Here is a 7,963-nt window from a genome sequence, read left to right as displayed (position 1 = left end):
CTCGCGCTGGATGCCCTCGAACTTGAGGTCGACGACGCTGCCGCGCAGGTGATCGGCGCCGTCGATGATGCGGCTCAAGAGGATGCGCGCCGTCCGCTCGCCGATGTCGTAGCGCGGCAGCCGCAAGGTGGTGATGGAAGGGCTGACATGCCGCAACAGGTCGACGTCGTCGAAACTGGCGAGCGCGATGCGGCCGGGCACCGACCAGTTGCGCCGCTGGCATTCGAACAGCGCGCCGGCGGCCAGAACTTCGCCGGCGCAGAAAAGCGCGTCGACCTCCGGCACGCTCTGCATCACGCGCGCGACGACTTCGGCGCCGGCGGCAAGCCCGCGTCCCGTCTCAAGCACCATGCGCGGGTCGGGTTCGTGTCCCAATTGCTTGAGCGCCGCCAGATATCCTTTCAGGCGGTCCTGAGAGCGGTCATTGTGCACGGAATAGAGACTGGCGAAGGCGATCTTGCGGTAGCCGAGCCTGCCGAGATGCATGGTCATCGCGTAAGAAGCATCGCGATTTGAATAGCTTACGACCATATCGAGCGGTTCTTTGGGGATGTTTCCGTTCTCGACGACCGGGATGCCCGACTTGCGGATCTTCTCGATGGCCTGGGGCGTATGCTCCGTGCTGTGCAGGACGAGCCCGCCGACCCGATGGCTGAGGAAGACGGTGATGAGCTCCTCTTCCTCATTGGGATCATAGCCCGATTCCGCGATCATCAGCTGGAAGCCGGAACGCTTCAGCACCTCCGAAAGGCCCTTGATCGTCTGCGTGTAGATCGAATTGTCGATGCTGGGCACAATGAGCCCGATGGTCGTCGAGCGGTTCGAGGATAGGCTTCCGGCAAGGTGGTTCGGCAGGTAGCCGATCTCGCGAACGGCCTTCAGGACCCGCTCGCGCATCTCCTCGGATACTTTGCCGGGCTCGTTCAGGACCCGCGACACGGTCATGGTGGAGACGCCGGCGCGAACCGCGACGTCGCGCATCCTGGCGCTGCCATTGCGCTTGCTCGAGTCCTCGGATGATCGCCTGGGCATGTTTGTTATCGCTCGGTCCGGCCGGCGTGCATCAAACCATTACCTTGTCGAACAAACAAGCCGTTGGCGCCGATTGGAGCAATTCTGTTGTTACCGATATCAAAATCAGGTAATGCCCAAGGGAGGAGGACGCCGCGATGCCGGCGTGGAGGATTTGCGATGGGCGTGTATTCCTGCGTCGGCGTGACGGAGCAGTCGCTGCTGCGCTATGCCGATTCCGCGCGTGACGCGCAGCAATTGATCAGCCAGACCCTGACCCAGCTCTCGGGCTATGCGCTGCTCCTGTTGACGTCGCGCCGCCAGGCGACGCTGGCCGAGGGCGCTCTTGCAGGGGCGAGGCAGTCTGTCGTGCACGCGGCCGAGGCCGTTCGCGCCTTGCAGGCGCCGGAGCCTGCCGCGCACCACTATCATCATATGCGCTGCGCCGCCGAGACGCTCATGGAAGCCTGTGCCGCGGCGACGACCTGCCGCGGGGCGCAGGACAGGTCGGACAAGCGGTTCGACACGCTGACGCGCGCCTTGCGGGCGACAAGCGATCATCTGCGGGCGACGGCCCGCCTGCTGCCGGGCTTCGAGCTTATCGATTTCGGCCAGGCCTGCTGCGCCGCCCACGCGCCGCGCCTGCCTGGGCAAGGCATCGAGAGCAATTCCAGGAAGAGTGTGAGCGGTTTTCCGTCCGGAATTGCGTCAACAAGGAGATGGAGCGGTTCGCCGTTTCCGTGAAACGGCGAACCGCTCTGGTCTATCAAGGGAGGATTGAATGGCACACTACTCGATCTGGGTGCTCGAATACGCGGCGGTGGAGAAATTCCCCTTCAGCGTCATGATGTACGGGCCGCAGCACCAGGGCACGCGCAAGCTCCCCTATGCCTATGCGCTTCTGAAGGGAGGCGGCGAAACCATCCTGATCGATACCGGCTACGACCATGTCGCCTATGGCGAGCAACTGGCGACCGCCTATGGCGTCTCGAACTACCACGGCCCGCGGGCGGTTCTCGCCGAATGCGGCGTGAAGCCGGAGGACGTGACCAGCGTCTTCATCACCCATGCCCATTTCGACCATATGGGCGCCATGCATCTGTTTCCCAACGCCAAATTCTACGTCCAGAAGAGCGAGCTGGACAAATGGGTCTGGGCCCTTACGCTCGGGCCGGAATACCGTTTCCTGGTGGGCGGCGGCGATCCGGCCGACATCGTGCGCGCGGTCGAAGCGGCGAAGGAAGGCCGCATGATCTGCATCGATGGGGACCAGGAAAACGTGCTGCCGGGAATCGACGTCCATCTCGCCGCCGACACCCACACCTATGGCAGCATGTATGTGACTATCCGCAACGACGGCACCAGCGGCGGCGAGGATCGCTGGATCTTCGCCGGCGACCTTATCTACACCTACGATAATCTTACCGGGCTCGATCCGGCCGCGCCGCAGATCGTGCCCATCGGCCTTGCCGTCGGCAGCCAGCACAATCTGATCTTCTCCAGCGCCGAAATGCTGAAATCGGTCGGCGGCGAGGTGCGCAGGGTGATCCCGGTGCATGAAGACCGTCTGCGCACCACATTCCCGTCGCGGCTGACGGACAGGGGGCTCCAGGTGGTGGAGATTGCCCTCGCCAAGGGCGAGAAGAGCTGCGTCGCCTGAATCAGCGAAGGGCAAGGCAGGGGCTAGAGCAATTCCAGGAAAAGTGTGAGCGGTTAAGTTCGGCGTCTTCGCCGTAACCTTCCGTGCGGAATTGCATAAAAAACAGAGAGATAGTGAGCTTCACCGTTTCCGTGAAACGGTGAAGCTCACTATTCCCTGCCTTGAGGCGTCAGAGCTTGTCGGCGCCCGCGACGAAGCCGCCGCCGTCGATGACCACGGCCTGCCCGGTGATGAAGGATGCCGCGTCCGACGACAGGAAAAGCACCAGTTGCGCGATTTCGGACGGGTCGCTGATCCGGCCCATCGGGATCATCGGCAGCACCGTGTCCTTGGCGCTCTGCTCGCTGCCGAACATCCCGCGCAGCAGCGGCGTCATCACCGAGCCGGGCGCGATGGCGTTGACGCGGATGTTCTTGCGCGCGACTTCCAGCGCCACCGAGTTGGTGAGGCCGATCACGCCCCATTTGCTGGCGCAGTAGACCGCGGTCGTGGCAAAGCCCATGACGCCGAACAGCGACGAGGTGTTGACGATCGCGCCGCCCCCATTGGCGGTCATGTGCGGGATCTGGTGCCTGAGGCCGTGGAAGATGCCGCGCAGATTGACGTCCATCAGCAGGTCGTAATCCTCGTCATCGAGCTCGTGCACGGGCGCGGTCTTGCCTGGGACGCCCGCATTGTTGAAGGCGATGTCGATGCGTCCGAAGCGCTCGAAGGCATGCTTGTGCAGAGCCGCCATCGCCTTGCTGTCGCGAACGTCGACTTCTTCGAACTCGATCTCGACACCAAGTGGCTTGACCTCGTCCTTGAGGCTTTCTCCGGAGTCCGCGCCGATGCCGGAAACGTAAAGATTGGCTCCGGCCTTGGCGAAGGCCAGCGCCGTTGCCCGCCCGATGCCGGTCGTCCCGCCGATCAGGATGACGTTCTTGCCGGAAAAGTCATAGGTCACTTTCATGTCTGCTCCCATCTCGTTCGAGCTGTTACGCGCTTGCGGCGCTCTCAATTTCGATTGCCTCAGCCATAGCTCTAGCTTGATACCGATAACAAGAAAAATCAGCTTAGCAACGCGATCTTGCTCGTTTCAAATCACATGTGACCTCACAAAGGCGAATTTCGTGCGGCGGGCGACGCTGGCTATTGCCGGTCTGCTAAAACTGTCATATGGTACCGGTACCAAGATTAAGCGGCAGACGTCTCCGTCTCATGTTGGCTCTCTGGAGTCGCAACGGAGGCATGCATGCAAGCGGCCGACAGGGGCGCCCGACGGAGACGGCAAAGCCGGTGTCCCGGCGCCCCCGATCGGAGTCCGAGGAGAGGGAACGGTCGGCCCGCCATGGGCCGGCACCAACGGGAGAGGAGGATTTCCCAGATGAAACGGCTTTTGCTCGCCTTACTGACCGCCGGAACGATGATCGTTTCAACCGCCGTGCAGGCGCAGGACCACAAGACGCTCGGCATCGTCGCGCTGCTGGCTAACGATGCGCTCAACATCGCGGTCATCGGCGGGGCGACGGACGCCGCCAAGGCGGCCGGCTGGGACGTCAAGGTCACCGACACCCAGGCCAGCGCCGATCAGGCCAACGCGGCGATGAACAACTTTGCGGCCCAGCATGTCGACGCCATCTTCGTGCTGGCCTTCGCCAGCAGCTCGATCGGCTCCGGCCTTGCGGCCGCGCGCGACGCGCATATCCCCGTCGGCACCTGGGGCGGAGAGATCGTCCCCGGCATCGTGGCGACGACCAGCGGCCGGCAGGTCGGCGACGATTCGGTGAAGTACCTCCTGGAGAAGGCCGGCGAGAAGGCAAACGTGCTTGCCATGACCTTCCATCCGGGCAAGCTCTGCATCGACCGCGGCGTGGCCTTCGATGAAGGCGTCAAGGGCAAGGCGGGCGTCAAGGTGGATTACAGCGAAGTGGTCGCGCCTGGGCAGGTCCAGTTCGGCAACGCCACGGCCGCGGCCTGGCTGACCGCCCATCCGGCCGGCGGAGACACGCCGCTCGCCATCTGGTCGTGCTGGGACGAGCCGATGCAGGGCGCCGTGGCGGCGCTGCGCCAGGCCGGCCGCACCGACGTGACCACCGTCTCGATCAACGGCAGCGCCCAGGCCCTGCAACTGGTCAAGGAAGGCGACATGACGGCCACCGTCTGGCAGCCCGCTTATCAGGAGGGCAAGGAGGTGTTCCAGGCCATTCTCGACTCCATGAAGGCCGGCGAGTCCTGGCAGCCGAAGACCATCGAGATCCCCGGCGTGGTGGTGACTAAGGACAATGTCGACAAGTTCATGGCCGAACATCCCAATGGCATGTGATACCTGCCGCTCGGGCCGCTCCTCGAAACGGAGCGGCTAGGTGTCGGCGACCGCTTCGGCCGCCGACGCATGGATGCGCATCCGCGGCCTGACCAAATCTTTTGCCGGTGAACTCGCGCTCGACCGCGCCGATCTCGACATCGAGCGCGGCCGGGTGCACGGTCTTGTCGGCGCCAACGGCGCCGGCAAGTCGACGCTGATCCGTTGTCTGGCCGGCGTCACCACTCCGGACCAGGGCAGCGTGACCATCGCGGGCAGCGAGCTGCAGATGGGCTCGCCGCAGGCTTCAGAGCGCGCCGGGCTCGCCTTCATCCATCAGGAACTCAACCTGATCCCGCATTTCAGCGCGCTGCAGAACATGCTGCTCGGCGCGCCGAAGGTGACGCGGTTCGGCATGATCGACTGGAAGCGCTCGGGCGTCGCCGCGCGCGCCGCGGCCGAGCGCGTCGGCATCCGGTTTCCGCTCGACACGAAGGTCTCCGAGCTGTCCGTCGCCCAGCGTTGGCTGGTCATGATCGGCAAGGCGCTCACCCGCGACGCCAGCATGATCGCCATGGACGAGCCGACGGCCTCGCTCTCCGAGCCGGAAAGCGAGCAGCTCTTCGCCATCATCCGCGACCTTGCCGCCCAGGGCGTCGCCATCCTCTACGTGTCGCACCGGCTGGAGGAGGTGCTGCAGCTTTGCGACAGGATCACCGTGCTCCGCGATGGCCGCATCGTCAGCCAGGCCGAGCGCGGCGCGCTGGACAAGAAGGGACTGGTCCGCGCCATCATCGGCCATGCCATCCGCACGCCGGACGCGCGCGACCGCCTCGCCGCCGACCGCGGCCGGCAACCCGTCTTTTCCGCGCGCTCTATTGCCTGGAAGCAGGCGGTGAAGGATGTCAGCCTCGATCTCTACAAGGGCGAGGTTCTGGCGCTGGGCGGACTGGTCGGCGCCGGCCGTACCGAATTCGCTCACCTCGTTGCCGGGCTCGCTCGCCCCGAGGCCGGCCATCTCGAACTGGACGGCAAGCGGCTCGACGTCGCCAACCCGTCCGAGGCGGTGAAGGCGGGCATCGCGCTGGTGCCGGAGGAGCGCCGCTCGCAAGGGGTGATGCTGCAGCGGTCGGTCGCCTTCAACATCAACATCTCGACGCTGAAGCTCTTGCGCAGCGTGCCCGGTCTTCCGTTCCTGTCCGACGCCAAGAGCCGGCGGCAGGCGGAGAGCCTCGTTGCCCATCTCGGCATCAAGACGCCGGGCGTCACGGCGAAGATCGCCGGCCTGTCCGGCGGCAACCAGCAGAAGGCGTTGATCGCGCGCTGGCTGAATGCCGGCACCAAGCTGCTCATCCTCGACGAGCCGTCGCGCGGGGTCGACGTCGGCGCGCGCGAGGAGATCCACGACGCCATCCGTGCGCTTGCCCGCTCCGGCGTCGGCATCCTGGTGATCTCCTCCGACGTCGAGGAGCTCACATTGCTGGCGGACCGCGTCCTGGTGATGCGCGAGGGCCGCGTTACTGGCGAACTCACCGGCGCCGACATCACCGAAGCGCGCATCATCGAGCTCAGCTATCACGACGCGCACGACGATCAAGGAGAAGCCGCATGACGGCCGAGACTGTGCCCGCGGCAAAGGAAGCGCCGCAGCCCCGCAAATCCTCGTGGAAGCGGACCGCGCTGATCGGTCTCTCGCGCTACGGGACGATCATCGGCTTGCTCTTGATGGTGCTGTTCTTCTCCATCAACGCCCCCGGCGTCTTCCTGTCGCGCGCGAACTTCCTCAACATCCTGAGCCAGGCCTCGCTCACCGCGATCATTGCAAGTGGTTTGACCTATACGCTGGTCGTCGGCGAGTTCGATCTCAGCATCGGCTATGTCGCGAGCTTCGTCGGCCTCATCGTCACCGGCCTGATGGCGTATGAAGGCTTTCCGATCTGGCTGAGCATCCTGTGCGCGCTCGCTCTCGGCGCCGGCATCGGCATCCTCAACGGCCTGCTCGTGACCAAGGTCAGGATCAATGCGGTGATCTCGACGCTCGGCATCGGCACGATGCTGACGGGCATCGGCTTCACCTACAGCGCCTTCCCCATCGCCACCGGCATCCCGCGCGCCTTCACCGACATTTCGCTCGGCCGGATCGCCTTCGGTCTGCCCAATCCGGTGATCATCATGGTCGTGGTGCTCTTGGCGCTCTGGACGGTGCTCAACAAGACCGACATCGGCCAGAAGATGCAGGCCGTGGGCTCCAACATGGAGGCGGCGAGGCTGTCGGGCATCCGCGTCGACCGCATCAAGATCTTCGCCTTCGCCACCGCCGGCTTCTGCGCCGCGCTCACCGGCACGCTGCTGTCGTCGCTGCTCGGCAGCGGCACGCTGGCCGCCGCCGACGGCTACCTGCTCGACGCCTTCGCCGCGGTGTTTCTCGGTTCCGCCACCTTGCGCGAAGGCGAGTTCCACATCACCGGAACGCTGGTCGGTGTGCTGATCCTGGCGGTCGGCTTCAACGGGCTCAGCATCTTCGGCGCGCCCACCCATTTCCAGCCGATCTTCAAGGGCGGGATCCTGGTTCTCGCCGTCGGCATGTCGGCGCTTGCCCGGCGCTACGCCGCCTCGGCCTGAGAAGCGACAGGCGCAAGAAATCACAGGTCAGCGCTTCAACGGCGGGCCGCTAGCCGAGATATTTGTTGAGGATCGACATGCCACCGGAGCGGATCGTCTCCGGCTTCATCTCGTCGACGATCTCGCCATGCGTCATGACGTAGAGCCGGTCGCAGACGCGGGTTGCGACGTCGGTGCGCTGTTCGACCAGAAGCAGCGAGGCGCCGCGCTTGCGCAGCTCCAGCATAGCCTTCACTACGATGTCGACGGCAACTGGTGAAAGCGCCACCGAGGGTTCGTCGAGCAGCATGATCTCGGGATCGCTCATCAGCATGCGGCCGATCGCGACCATCTGCTGCTCGCCGCCGCTGAGGAACGACGACAGCCGCTGCCGGTAAGCCTTGAGG

General features: G+C 64.8%; 8 protein-coding genes. 5 read left to right on the top strand and 3 right to left on the bottom strand.

Annotated features, from left to right (window positions below; all coding sequences use genetic code 11):
• Nucleotides 1-1,032 (bottom strand): LacI family DNA-binding transcriptional regulator (locus EOD07_RS14420; RefSeq protein ID WP_164772248.1); only part of this gene is annotated, 1,032 nt, incomplete at its 3' end.
• Nucleotides 1,033-1,191: 159 nt separating this feature from the next.
• Here EOD07_RS14420 and EOD07_RS14415 point away from each other — a divergent pair.
• Together EOD07_RS14415 and EOD07_RS14410 are read left to right on the top strand one after the other, a co-directional pair.
• Nucleotides 1,192-1,755 (top strand): hypothetical protein, encoded by a 564-nt coding sequence (locus EOD07_RS14415; RefSeq protein WP_127235948.1) that lies wholly within the window; start codon nucleotides 1,192-1,194, stop codon nucleotides 1,753-1,755.
• A 37-nt stretch (nucleotides 1,756-1,792) separates the two neighbouring features.
• On the top strand, nucleotides 1,793-2,671 hold the full coding sequence (locus tag EOD07_RS14410; protein ID WP_127235947.1) for an N-acyl homoserine lactonase family protein: 879 nt from the start codon (nucleotides 1,793-1,795) through the stop codon (nucleotides 2,669-2,671).
• 169 nt (nucleotides 2,672-2,840) lie between these two features.
• On the opposite strand, the gene EOD07_RS14405 is transcribed toward EOD07_RS14410, so the two are convergent.
• Complete coding sequence (locus tag EOD07_RS14405) at nucleotides 2,841-3,623, bottom strand: SDR family NAD(P)-dependent oxidoreductase (protein ID WP_164772247.1); 783 nt, start codon at nucleotides 3,621-3,623, stop codon at nucleotides 2,841-2,843.
• A 414-nt stretch (nucleotides 3,624-4,037) separates the two neighbouring features.
• On the opposite strand from EOD07_RS14405, the gene EOD07_RS14400 reads away from it, so the two are divergent.
• The 3 genes from EOD07_RS14400 to EOD07_RS14390 are packed head-to-tail and all read left to right on the top strand — an operon-like array spanning nucleotide 4,038 to nucleotide 7,577.
• On the top strand, nucleotides 4,038-4,976 hold the full coding sequence (locus tag EOD07_RS14400) for a sugar ABC transporter substrate-binding protein (protein ID WP_164772246.1): 939 nt from the start codon (nucleotides 4,038-4,040) through the stop codon (nucleotides 4,974-4,976).
• Between the two features lie 40 nt (nucleotides 4,977-5,016).
• The gene (locus tag EOD07_RS14395; protein ID WP_127235944.1) at nucleotides 5,017-6,567 is read left to right on the top strand and encodes a sugar ABC transporter ATP-binding protein; all 1,551 of its coding nucleotides are present in this window, start codon (nucleotides 5,017-5,019) and stop codon (nucleotides 6,565-6,567) included.
• Nucleotides 6,564-7,577, top strand: a complete 1,014-nt coding sequence (locus EOD07_RS14390) for an ABC transporter permease (protein ID WP_127235943.1) — start codon at nucleotides 6,564-6,566, stop codon at nucleotides 7,575-7,577. The genes EOD07_RS14395 and EOD07_RS14390 overlap by 4 nt, the downstream gene beginning before the upstream one ends.
• Nucleotides 7,578-7,626: 49 nt before the next feature.
• Here EOD07_RS14390 and EOD07_RS14385 read toward each other — a convergent pair.
• The coding region (locus EOD07_RS14385; RefSeq protein ID WP_127235942.1) for an ATP-binding cassette domain-containing protein at nucleotides 7,627-7,963 on the bottom strand (337 nt) is incomplete at its 5' end.

The organism is Mesorhizobium sp. M2C.T.Ca.TU.002.02.1.1 (genome assembly GCF_003997225.1).
The sequence above is the reverse complement of the archived record's forward strand: the minus strand, read 5'-3'. Positions and strand labels throughout refer to the sequence as shown.

Bases quoted from the DNA above. Each gene is read 5' to 3' on its own strand.
- EOD07_RS14415 (WP_127235948.1), top strand. From the start codon at position 1,192: ATGGGCGTGTATTCCTGCGTCGGCGTGACGGAGCAGTCGCTGCTGCGC.
- EOD07_RS14410 (WP_127235947.1), top strand. From the start codon at position 1,793: ATGGCACACTACTCGATCTGGGTGCTCGAATACGCGGCGGTGGAGAAA.
- EOD07_RS14405 (WP_164772247.1), bottom strand. From the start codon at position 3,623: ATGAAAGTGACCTATGACTTTTCCGGCAAGAACGTCATCCTGATCGGC.
- EOD07_RS14400 (WP_164772246.1), top strand. From the start codon at position 4,038: ATGAAACGGCTTTTGCTCGCCTTACTGACCGCCGGAACGATGATCGTT.
- EOD07_RS14390 (WP_127235943.1), top strand. From the start codon at position 6,564: ATGACGGCCGAGACTGTGCCCGCGGCAAAGGAAGCGCCGCAGCCCCGC.